Source organism: Rhizobium sp. FKL33 (assembly GCF_005222915.1).
Classification (GTDB): domain Bacteria; phylum Pseudomonadota; class Alphaproteobacteria; order Rhizobiales; family Rhizobiaceae; genus Rhizobium_E.
Genome location: NZ_STFX01000050.1, coordinates 1 through 18,147, shown reverse-complemented (window position 1 = coordinate 18,147; position 18,147 = coordinate 1). Strand labels below are relative to the sequence as shown.

The following is an 18,147-nucleotide window of genomic DNA, read 5'->3' as shown; positions in this document are numbered from 1 at the left end:
GTTCGAAGAACAAATCGAACGTGCCGGCTTTGCTCAGGCGATCGAACCGCTTCCACACGCTATTCCATTTCCCGAAGCGTTCGGGCAATGCCCGCCAGGTGATATTGTGGACTGCAAAATAATGCAGAGCTTCCAGGAAAAGCCGGTCATTACGGCCTTTGTCGCCCCGGCGAGGCAATGAGGCCCTAAACACTTCGAGCGCCACTACCCAATCACCGTCAGTCATCTTCGTGCTCATGCCGACCTCCAAATCAGTCGGCATCCCATGAATCAGACAACACTCAGTTGGGGAATCCCGTTTCAGCTAAATGCGGCAATCCGTCCACACCGCCTAGCTGCCTGAACGGTTAACCAACGCAGATGGCCGCCTGAAAACAAGTCGGCTTGCGCATACGTTCCCAAATGGGATGCGGCGAGGAGACCGGCGAGACCGACACAGACCGGCCAGACGCAACCACGCTCTTCAGGGTTTACTTAAATTACAAAGAGCTTCGCACAATAGTTGCGGCGATGCAATTTCGCCAATAAGTTCCGAGTATCTTCCGTGAACACTCAGTGTTCCTGAAGATCGGTTGAATGTAGGCGGACGCGCTGCGGAGATAGAAGCCTCGGTAGAGCGTGAACTCGGCATTTTGGCCACAAAGCATATGCGGGCCATAGGACCGACTGGCTACAGTCAGACGCCAATTCATGTTGCAATGGAGTCTCCATGCGTCGCCTTATCACCTCAATCCTGGGCGCAGCGGCCCTTCTTTCCACCGCGACTTCCAGCTTCGCAGAAGATCGCACCGTGCCGGCCAACAAGACGTCGGTCATTTCCTTCTACTACGTCTTCCTCGAAGAAAACTGCTCTTTCGGCGCAAAGCCAACCTTCAAGATCCTGACCCCGCCCGAGCACGGCACCATCACGTCGAGATGGACGAAAGTGAAGCTGGACGACGTCCGCAAAAACTGCAAAGGCCGTCAGATCCCGGGCACGGCAGTATTCTATACGCCGAACAAGGGCTATCGCGGCAAGGATCACGTCCGCATCGGCTTCGGCAAGGTGGAAATCCCGATGGCGCTGCCAATGAGCAGCCGCGCGATGTCCTTCGACATCACGGTTCAGTAATTCGAAACCGCTTTTTCAAGATCGCCGCCTCCTGCAGGGGGCGGCGCTCTTGTTACAGGTATGTTATCTTTGTATGAAATATCCGATCGCCAGTTTGCCTGCGGATGAAGGCTTGCGGTCATCCGCATAATGAGCCGGCAGGCCCGCTTTGGATGCGGCCTGAATAATTCGAGAACCTGATCCGTCCTTCACGCGGATCGACCGCTCGCAAGAGCCGGTCTCAGACGTCAAACAACGAAAGGGAGTTTCATGAACCGCCAACGCCTTATCGGCCTGCTTCTCGCCGGCGCGTCCTTCACAGCCCTCGCCCAGAGCGCCCATGCGCTCGACGGTCAGGACATCGTCACGAATTTCAACAAGCTGACCTCGGCAAACGGCGCTACACTTTCCATCGAAGGATCAGAAGTCGATGGCGACACGGTGACGCTGACCGGCGCCAAGCTCACCCTCTCCTCCGCGACGACGCAGGAGCCGAACGACACCGTCCTGCCGATCGGCGAGGTGACGCTCGAAGGCGTCACGGAAGAGGAAGGCGACTATTCGATCGAGAAGGCCAGCTTTGCTGACATCGACGTCAAGGAGAAAGACGGCGGCGTCACGGCCAAGGACATCTATCTCGAAGGCGTCTACCTGCCGGCCAATCCCGAGCCGGGCTCGCTGGACTCGGTACTGATCGCGCAGACGTTCCATGTCGGCGCAGTCGCCGTAACCGACAAGGGCAAGCAGGTCGCGAGCCTGGACGAATTCACCACGAGCTATACGCTGTCAGACGACGAGTCCAAGGTGGATCTGGAGGCGGCCGTCACCGGCATCAAGATCGACGCAGCGTCAGCTCCGGATCCCAAGACGCAGGAAACGGTCAAGGCGCTGGGCCTCGAAACGATCGCCGGCGACTTCACCATGAAGGCCGACTGGACGCTGGCCGACGGCAAGGTGAACCTGACCGAATATGCGCTCGATCTCGAAAATGTCGGTCGCCTGAACATCACATTCTCGCTGTCCGGCTATACGCTCGATTTCGTGAAGAGCCTGCAGGAAGCGTTAAAGGCCTCAGAGGCCAACCCGAACAAGGAAGCCGGTCAGCAGGCGCTCGGCATGGCCATGCTCGGCCTGATGCAGCAATTGAGCTATAACGGCGCGTCCATCCGCTTCGACGATGCGGGCATCACCGCCAAGGCGCTCGATTACGCCGGCAAGCAGCAGGGCGTCGACGGCAAGCAGTTCGCCCAATCGCTCAAGGGCATGGCGCCGATGATGCTGGCGCAGCTCAACATTCCCGATCTGCAGGCGCAGATTTCCTCGGCGCTCAACGCCTATCTCGACAATCCCAAGAGCATCGAAGTGTCGGCGACGCCGGCGCAGCCCCTGCCCGTGCCGCAGATCATGGGCGCGGCGATGGGCAACCCGGCCGATCTCGCCAAGACGCTGAATGTGCAGGTCAAGGCGAACGCCGAGTAAGACCAATTGGAAAAGGGCGCCGCATCGGCGCCCTTTTTGATTCCATGTGTTTTTCGAGAGGCCGCCGGAACGCGGCTCGAAGCGAGTTTGGCCCGGGCGACGATTTCGCCGCCCGACCGATCAGTCCTTCTTCACCGGCGGAATGACGCGCAGCGACAGCTCCATCAACTGCTTCGGCGTGGCGGCCGACGGCGCGTTCATCAGCAGATCCTGGGCCTGCTGGTTCATCGGGAACAGGGTGATTTCGCGCAGGTTCTTGGCGCCGACCAAGAGCATGACCACGCGGTCGATGCCGAAAGCGCAGCCGCCATGCGGAGGCGCGCCGTACTGGAAGGCGCGGTACATCCCGCCGAAGCGCTCTTCGACGTCCGCCTGGCTGAGGCCGACCATTTCGAAGGCCTTGACCATCAGTTCCGGCGACTGGTTACGGATCGAGCCCGAGGCGATTTCGAAGCCGTTGCAGACCGCGTCATACTGATAGGCCTTGATCGTGAGCGGATCCTGGCTTTCCAGCGCCTCGAGGCCGCCCTGCGGCATCGAGAAGGGGTTGTGGGCGAAATCGATCTTCTTGTCTTCCTCGCTCCATTCGAAGAAGGGGAAGTCGACGATCCAGCACAGTTCGAAGCGGTCGCGGTCGACGAGGTTGAGTTCTTCGCCGGCGCGGGTGCGGGCTTCGCCGGCAAACTTGTAGAACTTGGCGGGCTCGCCGGCCACGAAGAAGCAGGCGTCGCCGGCTTCAAGACCGAGCTGGGCGCGCACGGCGTCGGTGCGTTCCTCGCCGATATTCTTGGCGAGCGGGCCGGAGCCGGCCGTCTTGCCATCTTCTTCCTTCCAGAAGATGTAACCGAGGCCGGGCTGGCCGAGCGACTGCGCCCAGGCGTTCATTCGGTCGCAGAAGGCGCGGGAGCCGCCGGTCTTCGCCGGGATCGCCCAGACTTCGACCTTCGGGTTGGACGCGATCATGTTGGCGAACACCTTGAAGCCGGAGCCGGCGAAATGTTCGGTGACATTCTGCATTTCGATCGGGTTGCGCAGGTCGGGCTTGTCGGAGCCGTATTTGCGGATCGCCACGTCATAGGGGATCAGCGGCCAGTTCTTGGTGACCGGCTTGCCGTCGGCGAATTTTTCAAACACCTCGGTGATCAGCGGACCCATCGTGTTCCAGATGTCTTCCTGGGTCACGAAGCTCATTTCGACGTCGAGCTGGTAGAATTCGCCCGGCAGGCGGTCGGCGCGCGGGTCTTCGTCGCGGAAGCAGGGAGCGATCTGGAAATAGCGATCGAAGCCCGCCACCATCAACAGCTGCTTATACTGCTGCGGCGCCTGCGGCAGCGCGAAGAACTGGCCGGGATGGATGCGGCTCGGCACGAGGAAGTCGCGCGCGCCTTCCGGCGACGAGGCCGTAAGGATCGGCGTGGTGTATTCGGTGAAGCCGGCCGAGGCCATGCGGGCGCGCATGTCGGCGATGATCTGGGTGCGCTTGACGATGTTCTTGTGCAGCGTGTCGCGGCGCAGATCGAGGAAGCGGTATTTCAGGCGGATGTCTTCGGGATATTCGAGTTCGCCGAACACCGGCAGCGGCAATTCCTTGGCGGCGGAGAGCACTTCGATCTCCTGAGCGTAGAGCTCGATCTCGCCGGTGGTCATGTTCTTGTTGACCGTGTCGTCGGAACGGGCCTTGACGGTTCCGTCGATGCGAATGACCCATTCGCCGCGCACCTTTTCCGCCGTCGCAAAAGCGGGAGAGTCGGGATCGACCACGACCTGCGTCATGCCGTAGTGATCGCGCAGATCGATGAACAGCACGCCGCCATGATCGCGGACACGATGCACCCAGCCGGAGAGGCGGACTGTCGATCCGACGTCGGATTTACGAAGGGCGGCGCAAGTGTGGCTGCGATAGCGGTGCATGGTCTGATCCTGCATTCTTGTCTTGGGGCAATCCGCGAAAGGCGCGGATTCTCGGGCTTTTGAATCCGGCGGGACAAGCGCATGACGCGCCCGATTTGTCAAGGCTGGACGGTCGTGCGCTCGGGCGTCAGGAGGATTATGACACTCGCCGACCGGTTGTTGCTCCATGGCGAATCTGTCTAGCCTCACCACCACGGCAACCAAATCGGGAGCGCCATGATGGCGAAGGTCAAATATTCCAACAATCTCGGCGATAACGCGACGCTCGACAGCTTCTACGACGAAGACACGCTCGAGATCGATTCCGTCAGCTCGAAGAAGATTGTTTTCGAGGATTCCGACGGTGCGCAGATGATCCTCACCGGAAAGAATTTCGACGAGAACAAGAGCGGCGAGATCACGGCCGGAACAGTCACCGGCGCAAAATTTGTAGATGCCGACGGTGACACGCTTTTCACCTTCACGGATGTGTCGGTGAAGGCCAAGACAATCTACGAAGCCTTCGATCTCGACGGCGATATGAAGCGCATCATGCATGGACTGATGTCCGGCAACGATGTCGTCAACGGCACGTCGAATGACGACTATCTCTGGGGCTTTCTCGGCAATGACACGCTTTATGGCCGGGACGGAGACGACGACATTTATGGGCACGCCGGCAAGGACAAGCTGCTGGGCGGCGATGGAGCCGACGCCCTGTACGGTTACTCCGGCGCCGACAGGTTGGACGGCGGCGACGACGACGACGAAATCTACGGCGGCGACAGTTCCGACACGCTGATCGGCGGGGACGGAAGCGACACGCTTTACGGCGAATCCGGAAACGACAAGATCACCGGCGGCGATGACGAAGACGGTTTGGACGGCGGCGACGGCAACGACAAACTCGACGGCGGCGATGGCGACGATATACTTTCAGGCGGCGCCGGCAACGACCGCATGACCGGAGGCGACGGCGAGGACACGTTCGAATTCGCCAGCGGCGGCGGCAAGGATACGATCACCGACTTTGATTACCTTGGCTCGGAACACGACGTCATCTACATGGATTACTATCTCTATGCGAGCATGACGAAAACCGAAAAGGGCGACGATCTCGTGCTGACGCTCAGCACTGGCGAGCAACTCGTTCTGAAGGACATGGACAAGTCCGATCTTGACTCGGATCTTTTCGAACTGTTCTGACATCGTCTTGCTGAGGAGGCGCGGCCGCTTCAAGCCGCGCCGCGGCGCCATGGCCTGATATCTGCGTTTCCTAGGATGTACGCCCTCGCCAAAAGCCTTGATCCTGACCGAAATTGATCCGACATAATGAGGCGGATAAGCTGATACACGCCCTAGCGGTGCAAAAATCGGCACGCCCATGTTTGCTTGTGACTGATCCCCCGGGCAAGGCGTCAGGCCTTGGCAGATCGAACGGAGCAAAATCGGGTTGGCGTGCGGCTTTCCGCGCATCGAAAACGCTGACTTCATGGACAAAGATGTTCACGACGGCCCGTCATGGGCGCCAAAGGGTTGATTTCCCAGTCTGAAAGCTGTGAATAGAAGCCCTGCGTCCATTGCGCCCCGCGTTTTTCTCCATGGATTTCCATTAGATGCTCATCATTTCCGACAGCGCCGAACTCGCCAAAGCCTGCGAAATCTTCGCAAAAAGCGATTATGTGACCGTAGACACGGAATTCTTGCGGGAAACGACGTTCTGGCCGCAGCTTTGCCTGATCCAGCTTTCCGGCCCGGAACTCGACGCCATCGTCGATCCCCTCGCCCCGGGTCTCGATCTCAAGCCCTTTTTCGGCCTGATGGGCGACTCGAAGGTGACCAAGGTTTTCCACGCGGCGCGACAGGATATCGAAATCATCTACAATCGCGGCGGTCTGATCCCGCATCCCCTGTTCGACACGCAGGTGGCCGCCATGGTGTGCGGCTTCGGGGATTCAGCGTCCTATGACAGCCTTGTGCAGAAGATCTGCAATGTGCAGCTCGACAAATCCTCGCGTTTCACCGACTGGAGCCACCGGCCGCTGTCGGACAAGCAGCTGGATTACGCCATCGCTGACGTCACGCATCTCAAGAATGTCTACCAGCACCTAAAAGCGCAGTTGGAGCGGGAAAATCGTTCGGAATGGCTCGCCGAGGAAATGTCGGTGCTTGAGTCGCCTGAAACCTATGACCTGCATCCGGACAATGCCTGGCAGAGATTGCGAATGCGGATTCGCAAGCCGATCGAATTGCAGATCCTCATGAACATCGCCGCCTGGCGCGAACGTGAGGCCCGCAGCCGCGATGTGCCGCGTGGCCGCGTGCTCAAGGACGAAGCGATTTTCGAAATCGCGCAACAGGCGCCGAAAGACAGCGAGGCGCTGGGTCGCTTGAGAACCATACCGAAAGGTTATGAGCGCTCGCAGGCCGGCAGCGCAATTCTCGGCGCAGTAAACGCCGCTCTGGCGCTCCCGAAAACGGATCTTCCCAAACTGCCCAAGCAGCAGCCTCTTCCCGAGGGCAATGGTTCGGCGGTCGAGATGCTGAAGGTGCTGCTGAAGCTGACCGCCGAAAAGCACGGGGTCGCGGCCAAGATCATCGCGTCTTCGGATGATCTCGACATGATCGCCGCCAAAGGCGAGGAGGCGGATGTCGGCGCGCTCAAGGGGTGGCGGCGCGATCTGTTCGGTCTGCCTGCCCTTCGATTGATCCGCGGCGAACTCGCGCTCAGATTCATCAATCGCAGCGTCGACGTCGTCGATCTGCAATTGACCTGAGCGTTTCCGACAAAAGTGCTCCAGTGCCCATGATCCGTGGGACCCGGCAAAGAGACGCCGCCGCGAGTGTTCGCGGCGGCGCTTTGATTTGGAACTCCCTGATCAGAACTGGAAGTCGCTCGCGTCCAGATCCTTCATCTTGACGCCCTCCAGGAAGATGCTGTCGTCGCCCTTGCCGAAGTCGATCTCCACGCCGGCTTTGCTGCCGATGAATTTGAGATCGTCGTAATCGAATTTGCGGCCGAAGCCCTCGAGTTCGATCACCTCATGCTGCGCGCCCTTCTTGGCGACAAAATCGGTGATCGTATCTTCGCCGTCGCCCTTGGAGAAGACGAAGGTGTCGACGCCGCTTTCGCCGCTCAATTCGTCATCGCCCAATGCGCCTTCGATGATGTTGTCGCCGGAATTGCCTTCAATGACATTGTCCTCGGCATTGCCGATGGCGTCGAGATCGTCCTTGCCGACGAGGAAGAGATCTTCAACGAGCTTGAACTTCTCGAGGCTGAAGGACACCGACGTTTCCACTGTGTCGTGGCCCTTCTTGTCGCTTTCGACAACGCTATCCTTGGCGTTGTCGACGATATAGGTGTCGTCGCCGGCGCCGCCGGTCATCTTGTCGGCGCCTTTGCCGCCATCGATCATGTTGTCGCCGGAATTGCCGGTCAGCGTATCGTTCTTGCGGTCGCCTTCGAGATTTTCGATATTCTCGAATTTGGCGAGGCTGATCACGCCAGATCCGATGACGGTGTCAACGCCGCCGGCCTTGCCAGCGGCTTCCTTGATCGTCTCGCTGCCGGTGACATAGTAGGTGTCGTTACCCGCGCCGCCGATGAGAACGTCTTTGCCGCCATCACCGTCGAGGATGTCGTTGCCCGCGCCGCCGTTGAGCACATTGGCGCCGGAATTGCCGGTCAGATCGTCGTTGGACTTGCCGCCGGTCAGATTTTCAACGTTCTTGTAGTCGGCGAGGTCGAGCTCACCGGAACCGACGACCGTGTCGTTGCCGCTCGATTTGCCGGAACCTTCCGTGACCGTATCCTTGGAGGTGACGTAGTAGACGTCGTCGCCATTGCCGCCGACGAAGGCTTCCTTTCCGGCGGAGCCGGTCAGTTCGTTGTCCTTGTCGTTGCCGACGATCTGAACCGTCTGACTCTTCAGATAAGCTGCCAGAGACTTGTTGCTGGCGATATCGTCGGCCGACAGGTCAAGACCAGAGATCGTGTAGCTCTCTACGCCACCTTCGATCACGGTCAGCGAGGTCGCCGACACCAGCAGGTTTTCATAGTCCTTGTTCTTCATTGCCTTGACGCTGAACTCGCCCTCAATCTCGAGGGAGGCGTCGTCATCGCGGGATTCAAGAATGACTGTTCCGGTGAATGTGGTTTTGCCGGGGCTGTCAATAATGATCTCCGGCCGATAGGCCTCAGTGTCCCAGATTTCGTCCATGTCGATGCTGGAAAGGTCGAAATCGTAATTGCCAGCCTTCGCGCCGATAGTCACCTTGATCATTGAGAACCCCCTCAAGTTTGGATCGATGAGACGGTTCTAACGGAGAAGTGTTATATTTTTGCTCAGCAGCATGATTACCCAAAACTAAATCAGCTCAAAATTTAAAACGGCGGAAAAACAACAACCCTTTCTGGGGCATTTCTGCGCCAAATCGGGACGCAGAGATTGCTCGCAAAGAGAGAGGTTAACTGTGTTGGACGATCCCAGGCCTAGCAGAAGCGGAAGCCGAGTTTCTTGCCCGTCAACTTGGACAACTGGGCGAGGCGTCCATCCAACCGTTCTCCGGCGAAATCCGCAAATTCAGCGGGAGCGACGAATTCGAGATCGAGGCCTGCGGCCGGATCGGACGGCTTCTCGAGTCGCAGGCGCGGCACGACGCCGGGCATGGAGGCGGAGAAGAGATAGAGAACGCGCAGCATGCCGCCGAGCAATTTGGCGAGCCAGAGCAGGCGCGGCGTGGCCATGGCGGCCAGTTCGCCTGTCGCGCTGTCGTCGTTCAGACCTTCGAAGCGGTAGTAGTTGGCGAGGCCGAGATAGGCGCGGCCGGAATGGGTGATGCCGATGAAGGACGAGTGCGCGATGATGTTGAGCGCCTGCAGGCCACGATAATCGGGATGGGCGCGCCAGCTGATATCGGCGAGCAGACAGGCGGCGCGGCGGTAACGCGCCTCTTCGCGGGTTTCGGAGATGCCGAACAAGGGAAGCATGCGTCCGGTCCAGTCGGCGAGTTCGCGGGCATGTTCCGGCGAACGGGCGCGGAGCACGGCGAGTTCGTCGGCCGCCGACACCAAGGGATCCAGAATCTTCACGTGGTTGGGCAGGAGCGAATAGAGATAGCCTTCGCGCACGCCCTGCGCCGAGAAAGACACGGACGCCGGCTTCATCACGCTGATCACTTCGCGCATGGCGATCGCGCCATAGGGAAGAAGCGCCCGACGGCTGCGGGAGACGGCCTGATAGGCGGGCTCTTTCTGTTCTTTGTTGCGGATGACGGCATCGAGGAAGCTCATCGCCTCCTGAAACGGCATCCGGTAATCCTGCACCATATGCAGCGGGTATTTGTTCAGCTCCATATGCAGCTTTGCCAGGCTGCGCCAGGTGCCGCCGACGGCGTAGAAGGTGCGTCCCTCCCCTTCCTTCAGGAAGGGCACGGCGCGCACCAGCTTGCGCGCATAGGCCTGGGCGCGCGGCAGGTCGCCGCCGGAAAATTCCGACAGGCGGATGCCGCCCAGCGGCATGGTCAGCCCCTGGCCGTAATCCTCGCCCCGGACATTGATCAGTTCGAGCGAGCCGCCGCCGAGATCGCCGACGATGCCATCGGCGTCAAAATAGCCGCTGATGATGCCGAGCGCCGAAAACTGCGCTTCCTCCTCGCCGGTCAACACGCGAATACGACAGCCGAGGATGGCTTCGGCCTTTTCGATGAAGTCAGGACCATTGGCCGCCTCGCGGGCGGCGGCTGTCGCAAGCGCATACATGGTGCGCGCCCGCGCCTGCTTGGACAAGGCCTTAAAGCGATGCAGGGCCGTCAGCGCCCGTTCGACGCTGCCCGGATCCATATTGCCGGTCTGGGCGATCCCTTTTCCAAGGCCGCACATGACCTTTTCATTGAACAGCATCGCCGGGGCGCGGTTCATGCCCTCATAGATCACGAGGCGGATGGAATTCGAGCCGATATCGACGATGGAAACAGGCACGATGCCGGGCAAACGCCCTTGGGCTTCAGACTCAACCATGAAAATCCGGGTTTACTTCCTGCCGGAAGGGAACCTGCCGGCAATCAGCTTTGGCGCGCTCGACTTCAAGGATTCCCCGCGGCCCGACAGGCTCGGATTGGTCATGAAGTAGACCTGCGCATTGAACGGCTCGTCTCCGTCGCGCACTTCACAGCGCTTCGACGTACCGTCCGGAAGTATCTCGTAGGACTGCTGGTTGTCAATGATATTGGCCAGCATGATCTGGGAGAGCACCTGCTCATGCACAGTCTTGTTGATGAGTGGCACCAGCGTTTCGACGCGACGATCGAGATTGCGCGGCATCATGTCGGCGGAGCCGATATAGACCAGCGCCTTCTCGTGCGGCAGCCCGTAGCCGTTACCGAAGCAGAAGATGCGGCTGTGTTCGAGGAAGCGGCCGACGATCGAACGCACCCAGATATTGTCCGACAGTCCCTCGACCTGCGGGCGCAGGCAGCAGATGCCGCGCACCACGAGCTCAACCTTCACGCCCGCTGCGGAGGCATCGTAAAGCGCGTCGATGATCTCGGGATCGACCAGCGAATTCATCTTCATCCAGATGGCGGCCGGGCGTCCCGCCTTGGCGTGCTCGATTTCTTCGTTGATGTGCTGGAGGATGCGCGGGCGAAGCGTGGTCGGCGACATCGCCAGCTTCATCCCCGCTTCGGGCTCGCCATAGCCGGTGATGAAGTTGAAGATGTTGGCCATGTCATGCGCCATGAGCGGATTGCAGGTGAAGAAGCTCAGGTCGGTGTAGATCTTGGCGGTGACCGGGTGATAATTACCGGTGCCGAGATGGCAATAGGTGCGCAGGCGGCCATCCTCGCGGCGGACGACCATGCTCATCTTGGCGTGCGTCTTCAGTTCGATGAAGCCGAACACCACCTGCACGCCGGCGCGTTCGAGATCGCGCGCCCAGCGGATATTGGCTTCTTCGTCGAAACGGGCCTTGAGTTCGACGAGCGCGGTGACCGACTTGCCGGCTTCGGCGGCGTCCATCAAGGCGCGCACGATCGGGCTGTCGTTGGAAGTGCGGTAGAGCGTCTGCTTGATGGCGACGACGTCGGGGTCACGCGCGGCCTGGATCAGGAACTGCACCACCACGTCGAAGCTTTCATAGGGGTGGTGGACGATCATGTCCTTTTCGCGGATCGCGGCGAAGCAATCGCCGGCATGTTCGCGCACGCGCTCGGGGTAGCGGGCGTTGTAGGGCTCGAAACGCAGGTCGTCGCGCGGCGCCTTGGCGATTTCCGACAGCGTATTGAGCGCGAGGAAGCCCGGCAGAACGGCGATGCGGTTTTCGGGCACGCCCAACTCATGGGTCACGAACTGACGCAGCGATTGCGGCATCTCGGAATCGGTTTCGATGCGGATCACCGAGCCGCGGCGGCGGCGCTTGAGCGCGCTTTCGAAGAAACGCACCAGATCTTCGGCTTCTTCCTCGACTTCGATATCGCTGTCGCGGATGATGCGGAAGGTGCCGGAGCCTTCGACCTTATAGCCCGGGAAAAGCTTGGTGATGAACAGCAGAACGGTGTCTTCGAGCGTGATGTAGCGTAGCGCGCCGTCCTTGTCGGGCAGGCGGATGAAGCGGTCGAGCGCCTGCGGCAGGCGGATGAGCGCCGTCATCGGCTCCTTGCCGGACAGGCTGGAGAGCTGCAGGCCCATCGAGAAGCCGAGATTGGGAATGAAGGGGAACGGATGCGCCGGGTCGATGCAGAGCGGCGTCAGCACCGGAAACAGCGATTCGTCGAATTCCTTCTCCAGCCATTTGCGGTCTTCCTTCGACACCGCGCCGGGGCGGACGATCAGGATATCTTCGCGGGCGAGATATTGCTGCAGCACGGCCAGAGCGGCCTGCTGCTCCATCTGCAGATTGTTGATTTCCTTGAGAATAGCTTCGAGCTGTTCGCCGGGCGTCTTGCCGTCGGGGCTCTTGATCAGGACGCCGGCGCGCACCTGACCTTCAAGACCGGCGACGCGCACCATGAAGAATTCGTCGAGATTGTTGGCCGAAATCGACAGGAAGCGCACGCGCTCGAGCAGCGGATGATTGGTGTTGAGGGTTTCCTCGAGAACGCGGCGATTGAACTGTAGCCAGGAGAATTCGCGATTGATGAAGCGCTCATCGCTGTGACGGAGCGGATTGGCGGGCGCTTCGACGGCGATGGCTTGCGTCTCGATGGCTTCGGGCGCGTTCATGTTCATGAATTCAGTCCGTTCTCTGGATTGGGTCGCGGCATTTGTGAGCCGGGACTATTACAGAATGACGACAGTTCCATGACAGTCAAGAGTCGCCGGTCTCGTCCTTCAGAACTTCGGCGGCCAGTGAACGCGAGAGCTTCACACCGCGGGCCAGCGCCAGCCGATCGAGCCTGTCGACGATGGTCTGCGCCGCAGCGAGCGAGCGCTCCATGCGTCCGACGATATAGGCGGCAAGTTTCTCGTCGATCATCAACTGGCGGTCGGCGAACAGCTTGAACAGCACCTGGGTCAAAAGCGCATCGTCGGGCGGCCCGATTTCCACCAAGGTGGCCGCCTTCAGCCGCGACATCAGGTCGGGCAGCGTCACGCCCCAGGCGGATGGACGGCTGCGCGCGGTGATCAGCAGGCTCCGGCCATGGGCGCGCACGGCGTTGATCATGTGAAACAGCAACGTCTGGTCATAGCCGGTGCGGTCGGCGTCCTCGATCAGCACGGGGCCGTTTTCGGCCAAACGCACGGCCTCGTCGACGCTCTCGTCGCCAAGGCGGGCGGCGGCGGCGTTTCGCAGCCAGATCTCGGCCAGATGCGTTTTGCCCGAGCCCGGGGGCCCGGCGAGGATGACCACCGGCGACGGCCAATCCGGCCAGCGGTCGATCAGAGCGGTGGCCGCGCTCAGCGGATCGGAAACGACCAGATCGTCCCGTCCGCGCGCCGCCTCATGCGAGAAAGTCAACGGCAATTGCTCGGGTTTCCGTGTGTCGGAAGCGGTCATGTCATGTCTCTGGCGGAGGAAGCACTCCGACGCGGGGGTCCGCGTCGATGCGTGCGCCATAGCCGTGATAGAGGTCGCTTTCAAGATAGCGCGATATGGCGTAGCGCACCAGGACGGCGATAGAGGCCGACGCCGGCACCGCCACCATCAATCCGACAAAGCCGAACAGCGCGCCGAATGCCAGCAATGCAAACATCAGCCAGACCGGATGCAGGCCGACCTTCTCGCCGATCAATTTGGGCTGCAGGATATAGCCGTCAATGATCTGTCCGAAGAAGAAGATGCCGCCGATCAGCAAGACCCAGGGGTAATCCGGCCAGAACTGCACGAGCGCCACGCCGACCGACAGGAACAGACCCAGCATCGAGCCGAGATAGGGGATGAAGGAGACGACGCCCGAGACGATGCCGATCAACAGGCCGAAATTCAGCCCGACCAGGGTCAGGCTGCCGCCATAGAAAATCGCCAGGATCAGGCAGATCGAACCCTGGCCGCGCACGAAGCCGGCAATGGCGTCATCCATCTCGGTCGCCAGGCGCCGAACGGTGTGCGACCAGTCGCGTGGAACCCAGCTGTCGACCTTGGCGACCATTTTGTCCCAGTCGAGAAGGATGTAGAAGGCCACCACGGGCGTGATGACCAGGAGCGAGAGGATGTCGACCAACGCCTTGCCGGACGCCCAGATCTGCACCACGAGACCGCCGATGAAGCTCGCGCCCTCGCCGACATAGCGCGAGAAATTCTCTTTCACGGTGGCGAGCTGGCTCTTCAGCCAGGCCGGCGCATAGTGAGAATCCGCATCCGCCACCAATTGCTGCAGCTGCGTCAGGTAACCGGGAACCTTCTGGGCGAATTCAGACGCCTGCGACGCCAGAAGCGGGATCACGACGATCAGGCCGACGATCAACAGCAGCACGAAGAAGATCAGGATCAGCGCCGTGGCCGCCATGCGGCTCAGGCCCAGACGCTCCAGCCGGTCTGCGACGGGATCGAGGAAATAGGCGAGCGCCATGCCGGCCACGAAGGGCAGAAGGATCGACGAAAACAGATAGAGGAAACCGATGAACAGCACGAGCACCAGCGACCAGAACAGGATCTGACGCTTCAGGCTCTGGCCGGAAATATGGGTGGTCATCGTCGCCTCTTTCGTTCCGCGCTCTACCCCATCAGGGAATAGGCAGATGCGGCAGAACGGTCAAGCTGGGCTCAGGCCTCGCCGGACGACGAGGATGCGCAGGCGACGCGGTTGCGGCCGTTCATCTTGGCCTCGTAGAGCAGGCGATCGGCGCGCCGCAGCGCCTGATCCACAGCGCGCTCTCCCGGCCAACACTCTGCAAGACCGATGCTGACGGTGATCTTCACCGGATTGCCGCCCACCTCAATTTCCAGTTCTTCTGTGGCGGCGCGGATGCGCTCGGCGATGTCGATCGCTTTGTCCAGCGTAACCGCGCGCAGGAAGACGCAGAATTCCTCGCCCCCGAGACGGGCGACGACATCCCTGCCCCGCACGGCGCCATGACAACAGCGGGCAAACGCTTCGAGCGCCAGATCGCCTGCGGCATGACCTTGAAGATCGTTGAGCTGCTTGAAATGGTCGATGTCCAGCATCAGCACGACATGACCCGCGCCGTCGACAGGATCGGACGACAGGACCTCGGCCGTCTGCTCGAAGAAGGAGCGACGATTGAGCAGTCCCGTCAGCGGGTCGATTTCAGCCAGTCTTTGCATGCGCTGGGCATAAAGTCTCTCAGCGGTGACATCAAGATAGAGATTGAGATGGAAATGACCGATGGCCCGGTGCCGGAACTGGATGCGGCGGCTCTCGCCGCTCGCGGTCATGACGTCGAGATCGAACGGCGTCATCTCCCGGTTTTCCCGGCGCGCCGCGGCGATCTCGTCCCCCCATTTCTGGCGCGCCATGGCGCGATAGTCAGGATCGGGATAGGCCAGACGCCACCAGTCCTCAACATCCTCAAGCTGGTCGAGATCGTAGCCGAACATCTGCTTGAAGCCAGAATTGACGAACTGCACCTCGTCTCGGAGCGTCGCCACCTCGAAACCGAGCGGCAGCCAGTTCAGAAGCTCCATCAGGTTCAGCTGCCATTTGACCATGCCGAGCGTGTCGGATGGCGGAGCGTCCCGAAAACTGTAGAGCCGCATATCACGCCCTTCGACCCGGACCGAACTGACATTGGTGAGCAGGAAGCGCTCCTTGTCGTCCACCACCGCTTTGATGAGGAAGGGTTCGCTGATCGCGCCATTTTCCGGGATCGACCAGATCTGAGTCAGCAACAGGCTGGCGGAGACGCCGATCAGCTCGTCAATGGATTGGCCGACCAGGCAAGGCGAGCCGGTAATGAAGAAAGTGGTGGCAATCTTGTTGCAGAAGCTGACCGTGCGCGCGCTCTTTTCCGCAACAAGAACGGGGCTGCCGATACAATTGATCCAGAATTGCAGCTGGGCTTCACTCTGATCATGCTGTGCCTCCGCGCCTGCGACATCCGCGGAAGCGGGGTCGTATGCGAGTTTTGCCTGAGCCATACGTAAACGCCTTCCTTGGCCGGCGGCGGCGCCGCGGGTCGTTTCAGGCAGCCTATAGGAGCGTTGGTAACGGAATTGTTTATAATGCTTGCCTAATTTAACCAGACAATCATATTCGACATTTTCCAGGCCGGTCCTGCGGGAGTCGATAAAAGTCGGATCATGATCTTTACATCGAGCCCGCGGTCGCCGGCAGCGCTGCGCGACGCGCCGATAACCAACAGATAATCGCCGCCGAATACGGCTCGTTCCTTGAAATTCTGGGCCGTCCATGCCATTGGCCGCGTAATTACCTTTTCTGTCCGGAGAGAGCGATGAGCGAACATGGCAAAAACGGCCTGACCTATTCGGATGCGGGCGTCGATATCGACGCCGGCAATCTGATGGTCGAGAAAATCAAGCCGCTCGTGCGCTCCACCCGCCGCCCAGGCGCGGATGTCGAAATCGGCGGCTTCGGCGGCCTGTTTGATCTCAAGGCGGCCGGTTTCAATGATCCGATCCTCGTGGCCGCAAATGACGGCGTCGGCACCAAGCTGAAAGTGGCGATCGAGGCCGGCAAGCATGACACTGTCGGCGTGGATCTCGTCGCCATGTGCGTCAACGATCTCGTGGTGCAGGCGGCAGAACCGCTGCTGTTTCTCGATTACTTCGCCACCGGCAAGCTTGATCCCGACCAGGGCGCGGCGATCGTCGCGGGCATCGCCGAAGGTTGCCGCCAGGCCGGCTGCGCGCTGATCGGCGGCGAAACGGCTGAAATGCCCGGCATGTATCGCGAAGGCGATTACGATCTCGCAGGCTTCGCGGTCGGCGCCGCTGAGCGCGGCGAATTGCTGCCCAAGGCGGATGCGGCCGAAGGCGACGTCATTCTCGGCCTCGCCTCTTCGGGCGTGCATTCCAACGGCTATTCGCTGGTGCGCAAGATCGTCGAACTCTCCGGCCTCGGCTGGGACGCCAAGGCGCCCTTCGACACGGAAAAAACGCTCGGCGAAGCGCTGCTCGAGCCGACCAAGATCTATGTGAAGCCGCTGCTCAGGGCGATCCGCGAGACCGGCGCGATCAAGGCGCTCGCCCATATCACCGGCGGCGGTTTTCCGGAAAACATTCCGCGCGTGCTGCCGAAAACGCTGGCCGCCGAAATCGACCTCGCCGCGATCCCGGTCAAGCCGGTGTTCAAGTGGCTGGCCAGCACCGGCGGCGTGGCCGAGCGCGAAATGCTGCGCACCTTCAATTGCGGCGTCGGCATGGTTCTCGTCGTGTCTCCCGAGCAGGCCGACGCGGTGGCGGAAGTCCTGACCCATGAAGGTGAAGCGGTCGTTCGCCTCGGTCGTATGATTGCCCGCGCCGAAGGCGCGGCTGGCGTCGCCTATCAGGGCAGCCTCGGCCTATGATCAAACAGCGCGGCGTGATCTTTATTTCGGGCAGCGGCTCCAACATGGTCGCGCTGCTCGAGGCGGCGCGCGAGGCCGATTACCCGGTGGATTTCGTCGCGGTGATCTCCGACAAAGCCGATGCCGGCGGTCTCGCCAAGGCGGAAGCGCTGGGCGTTGCGACCCATGTGTTCGAGCGCAAGGGCTTTGGCTCCAAGGCCGAGCATGAGGCGGCGATCCTCGCTCATCTCGCCGAGATCGCGCCTGATCTCATCTGCCTCGCCGGCTATATGCGGCTGCTGTCTGCCGATTTCATCGCCGCCTATGAGGGCCGCATCCTCAACATCCACCCTTCCCTGCTGCCCTTGTTTCCAGGCCTTCACACCCATCAGCGCGCCATCGAGGCCGGCATGAAAGTGTCGGGCTGCACGGTGCATATCGTCACCCCAGGCATGGACGAAGGCCCGGCGCTGGCGCAAGGCGTCGCGCCGATCCTGGCAGGCGATACGCCTGACGCGCTGGCGGCGCGGGTTTTGAAGGTGGAGCACCAGATCTACAAGGCTGCAGTGGCGAAGTTTGCGGGCGGCGCGGTCGAGACCGACGCGGATGCGCGGCTGGTGTCGTTCGGGTAGGGCAGCGGGTCTTCTAGCGGTGTTTGTGGTGAGAGGAGCCGTCAAGCGACGCGCAAAAACCTCTCCACCGTCATGCTCGGGCCTGTCCCACTGCTGTCCGGTTCAGCTCAGCGGCAGTGGCAAAGCCAACTGTCGCGGGTCTCGGGGCG

At 60.8% G+C, this 18,147-nt stretch carries 14 protein-coding genes; 6 read left to right on the top strand and 8 right to left on the bottom strand.

Annotation, left to right across the window (positions count from 1 at the left end; translation table 11 throughout):
• Window positions 1-238 (bottom strand): transposase (locus E8Q41_RS22770; protein WP_170976587.1); only part of this gene is annotated, 238 nt, incomplete at its 3' end.
• Between the two features lie 471 nt (window positions 239-709).
• Here E8Q41_RS22770 and E8Q41_RS22765 point away from each other — a divergent pair.
• The gene (locus tag E8Q41_RS22765; RefSeq protein ID WP_137157861.1) at window positions 710-1,111 is read left to right on the top strand and encodes a hypothetical protein; all 402 of its coding nucleotides are present in this window, start codon (window positions 710-712) and stop codon (window positions 1,109-1,111) included.
• A 249-nt stretch (window positions 1,112-1,360) separates the two neighbouring features.
• A complete protein-coding gene (locus E8Q41_RS22760) occupies window positions 1,361-2,569 on the top strand; it encodes a hypothetical protein (RefSeq protein ID WP_137157860.1) in 1,209 nt (402 codons plus the stop codon).
• 120 nt (window positions 2,570-2,689) lie between these two features.
• Here the strand turns inward: E8Q41_RS22760 and aspS are convergent, their stop codons facing one another.
• Entirely contained in the window at window positions 2,690-4,480 is a 1,791-nt protein-coding gene (gene aspS, locus E8Q41_RS22755) for an aspartate--tRNA ligase (protein WP_137157859.1), read from the bottom strand.
• Between the two features lie 219 nt (window positions 4,481-4,699).
• Between aspS and E8Q41_RS22750 the strand changes: the two genes are divergently transcribed.
• Window positions 4,700-5,665 (top strand): calcium-binding protein, encoded by a 966-nt coding sequence (locus tag E8Q41_RS22750; RefSeq protein WP_170976586.1) that lies wholly within the window; start codon window positions 4,700-4,702, stop codon window positions 5,663-5,665.
• Between the two features lie 416 nt (window positions 5,666-6,081).
• Window positions 6,082-7,236, top strand: a complete 1,155-nt coding sequence (gene rnd / locus E8Q41_RS22745) for a ribonuclease D (RefSeq protein ID WP_137157863.1) — start codon at window positions 6,082-6,084, stop codon at window positions 7,234-7,236.
• A 102-nt stretch (window positions 7,237-7,338) separates the two neighbouring features.
• On the opposite strand, the gene E8Q41_RS22740 is transcribed toward rnd, so the two are convergent.
• From E8Q41_RS22740 to E8Q41_RS22715, 6 genes are all read right to left on the bottom strand, one after another.
• The gene (locus tag E8Q41_RS22740; protein WP_137157857.1) at window positions 7,339-8,745 is read right to left on the bottom strand and encodes a calcium-binding protein; all 1,407 of its coding nucleotides are present in this window, start codon (window positions 8,743-8,745) and stop codon (window positions 7,339-7,341) included.
• 209 nt (window positions 8,746-8,954) lie between these two features.
• Window positions 8,955-10,481, bottom strand: coding sequence for an exopolyphosphatase (gene ppx / locus E8Q41_RS22735; protein ID WP_137157856.1), 1,527 nt, complete (start codon window positions 10,479-10,481; stop codon window positions 8,955-8,957).
• A 12-nt stretch (window positions 10,482-10,493) separates the two neighbouring features.
• Complete coding sequence (locus E8Q41_RS22730) at window positions 10,494-12,683, bottom strand: RNA degradosome polyphosphate kinase (protein WP_170976588.1); 2,190 nt, start codon at window positions 12,681-12,683, stop codon at window positions 10,494-10,496.
• An 85-nt stretch (window positions 12,684-12,768) separates the two neighbouring features.
• Window positions 12,769-13,458, bottom strand: coding sequence for a DnaA regulatory inactivator HdaA (hdaA, locus tag E8Q41_RS22725; protein WP_137157854.1), 690 nt, complete (start codon window positions 13,456-13,458; stop codon window positions 12,769-12,771).
• A 1-nt stretch (window position 13,459) separates the two neighbouring features.
• Window positions 13,460-14,593: an AI-2E family transporter gene (locus E8Q41_RS22720; protein WP_137157853.1), complete on the bottom strand. Its 1,134-nt coding sequence runs from the start codon at window positions 14,591-14,593 to the stop codon at window positions 13,460-13,462.
• Between the two features lie 71 nt (window positions 14,594-14,664).
• Entirely contained in the window at window positions 14,665-15,999 is a 1,335-nt protein-coding gene (locus tag E8Q41_RS22715; RefSeq protein WP_170976584.1) for a sensor domain-containing diguanylate cyclase, read from the bottom strand.
• A gap of 314 nt (window positions 16,000-16,313) precedes the next feature.
• Here E8Q41_RS22715 and purM point away from each other — a divergent pair, with 314 nt between their 5' ends.
• Window positions 16,314-17,387 carry a phosphoribosylformylglycinamidine cyclo-ligase gene (purM, locus tag E8Q41_RS22710; RefSeq protein WP_137157851.1) on the top strand — a complete coding sequence of 358 codons (1,074 nt, stop codon included), beginning with the start codon at window positions 16,314-16,316 and terminating at the stop codon, window positions 17,385-17,387.
• The gene (gene purN, locus E8Q41_RS22705; protein ID WP_137157850.1) at window positions 17,384-17,998 is read left to right on the top strand and encodes a phosphoribosylglycinamide formyltransferase; all 615 of its coding nucleotides are present in this window, start codon (window positions 17,384-17,386) and stop codon (window positions 17,996-17,998) included. The genes purM and purN overlap by 4 nt, the downstream gene beginning before the upstream one ends.
• The last annotated feature ends 149 nt before the right edge of the window (window positions 17,999-18,147 follow it).

What these genes read in the sequence shown, in the direction of transcription:
- E8Q41_RS22740 (WP_137157857.1), bottom strand. Translation starts at nt 8,745, where the DNA reads ATGATCAAGGTGACTATCGGCGCGAAGGCTGGCAATTACGATTTCGAC.
- E8Q41_RS22720 (WP_137157853.1), bottom strand. Translation starts at nt 14,593, where the DNA reads ATGACCACCCATATTTCCGGCCAGAGCCTGAAGCGTCAGATCCTGTTC.
- purM (WP_137157851.1), top strand. Translation starts at nt 16,314, where the DNA reads ATGAGCGAACATGGCAAAAACGGCCTGACCTATTCGGATGCGGGCGTC.
- ppx (WP_137157856.1), bottom strand. Translation starts at nt 10,481, where the DNA reads ATGGTTGAGTCTGAAGCCCAAGGGCGTTTGCCCGGCATCGTGCCTGTT.
- purN (WP_137157850.1), top strand. Translation starts at nt 17,384, where the DNA reads ATGATCAAACAGCGCGGCGTGATCTTTATTTCGGGCAGCGGCTCCAAC.
- E8Q41_RS22730 (WP_170976588.1), bottom strand. Translation starts at nt 12,683, where the DNA reads ATGAACGCGCCCGAAGCCATCGAGACGCAAGCCATCGCCGTCGAAGCG.
- hdaA (WP_137157854.1), bottom strand. Translation starts at nt 13,458, where the DNA reads ATGACCGCTTCCGACACACGGAAACCCGAGCAATTGCCGTTGACTTTC.
- E8Q41_RS22715 (WP_170976584.1), bottom strand. Translation starts at nt 15,999, where the DNA reads ATGGCTCAGGCAAAACTCGCATACGACCCCGCTTCCGCGGATGTCGCA.
- E8Q41_RS22750 (WP_170976586.1), top strand. Translation starts at nt 4,700, where the DNA reads ATGGCGAAGGTCAAATATTCCAACAATCTCGGCGATAACGCGACGCTC.
- E8Q41_RS22765 (WP_137157861.1), top strand. Translation starts at nt 710, where the DNA reads ATGCGTCGCCTTATCACCTCAATCCTGGGCGCAGCGGCCCTTCTTTCC.
- aspS (WP_137157859.1), bottom strand. Translation starts at nt 4,480, where the DNA reads ATGCACCGCTATCGCAGCCACACTTGCGCCGCCCTTCGTAAATCCGAC.
- E8Q41_RS22760 (WP_137157860.1), top strand. Translation starts at nt 1,361, where the DNA reads ATGAACCGCCAACGCCTTATCGGCCTGCTTCTCGCCGGCGCGTCCTTC.